Annotated in this window: 2 protein-coding genes and 1 pseudogene; all 3 read left to right on the top strand. The window is 68.5% G+C overall.

Annotated features, from left to right (window positions below):
- A pseudogene (locus tag H7B90_RS32650) lies at positions 1–222 on the top strand (hypothetical protein); the annotation flags it as partial.
- Between the two features lie 23 nt (positions 223–245).
- Positions 246–1,007: a TylF/MycF/NovP-related O-methyltransferase gene (locus tag H7B90_RS32405; RefSeq protein WP_185140040.1), complete on the top strand. Its 762-nt coding sequence runs from the start codon at positions 246–248 to the stop codon at positions 1,005–1,007.
- A 34-nt stretch (positions 1,008–1,041) separates the two neighbouring features.
- A partial coding sequence (locus H7B90_RS32400; RefSeq protein WP_221482250.1) for an acyltransferase occupies positions 1,042–1,470 on the top strand: 429 nt, incomplete at its 3' end.

Genomic DNA, 1,470 nt, shown 5'->3' with positions numbered 1-1,470 from the left:
GCGCGGGACGCGTCGCGGGAGGCGTCGCCGCCGCGGCTCGACGGCGGCAAGGCGGCCCGGCGCCTCGGCTGGCGGCCCCTCTGGACGGCGGAGCGGGCCTTGGACCTGACGGCCGAGTGGTACCGGGCGTGGGCCGCCGGGGAAGACGCGCGGGAGGCGTCGCTGGCGCAGATCGCCCTGTACGCCGCCCGACTCCGCGGCCCGGCGGACATGGCCACGTGAACATGCGAAGGAGTAGATGATTCATGCGCAAGGAGCAGCCCTCCATGGCGGCCATCCCCCGCCATCAATCGGCGCGGGACCGGCAGATCCGGCGGCTCGCCGAATCGTCGTTCCGCGCTTCGGAGACCTCGCTCTTCAACAAGCTGGAGGCGTTCCCGCGCTTCGCGACGAAGCGCAGTCTGGCCCGGTTCCTCGCCCGCTACGAGATTTACCGGGAGCTGCTGCCCGTCGGCGGCAGCATCGTCGAATGCGGCGTGTTCAACGGAGCCGGACTGTTCGCTTGGGCTCAATTCGCCAACATTCTCGAACCGTCCAACCATACCCGCAAAATCATCGGCTTCGACACGTTCGCCGGCTTCCCGTCGCTCGCGGAGCAGGACGAGGAGCCGCTTCGCGAGTTCGCTCCCGGGGACATGCGCGGCGATACGGTCGAAGCGCTGAAGGCGTCCGTCGCCAAGTACGACGCCGAGCGGCATCTGAGCCACATCCCGAACGTGGAGCTGGTGCCGGGGGACTTCCTCCGCACGGGGGAAGCGTTCCTCCGCAAGCACCCGCACCTGCTCGTGGCGATGCTGTACCTCGACTTCGACCTGTACGAGCCGACGCGCAAGGCGCTCGAGCTGTTCCTGCCCCGCATGCCGAAGGGAGCGATCGTCTGCTTCGACGAGCTGAACTGCGCCGCCTTCCCCGGAGAGACGCAGGCGATGCTGGAGCTGCTCCCGGTGCGGGAGCTGGAGCTGCGGCGGTTCCCGTTCGACCCTTGGATTACTTACGCGAAGCTGTGAAGCGGCCGCGGCCGACTCGGAGGTGAGCATAACGATGAGCGAGCCGGGCGCCGATCCGCTCGAGGGAATCGAGTTCTACTCGCGCGGCGAGAACAACGCCATCGAGATGCCGGGGCATATGCAGGGCACCCCGGAGATCGCGCTGGGCAGCCGGATCGTCCTTCGCGCCGGCTACTGGCTGAACGTCTGCACGCCCGTGACGGGCTATCGGCCCAAGATCGTCATCGGCGACGGCGTCCAGGCGAACACGGGCCTTCGGCTGTCGGCGGCGAATTCGATCGTGCTGGAGGAGAACGTCATCTGCGGCCCGAACGTGTTCATCGCCGATACCGACCACGAGTACCGGCACGTCGGCTTGCCCGTCCTGAACCAGGGGATTACCCGGACGGACGGCAGCGTCACGGTCGGGGCCGGCAGCTGGCTCGGGACGAACAGCGTCGTCGTCGGGCAGGTGGCCATCGGC

It is taken from the genome of Cohnella xylanilytica (genome assembly GCF_014212175.1).
GTDB lineage: Bacteria > Bacillota > Bacilli > Paenibacillales > Paenibacillaceae > Cohnella > Cohnella xylanilytica.
This window is presented reverse-complemented; position numbering and strand designations above follow the sequence as displayed.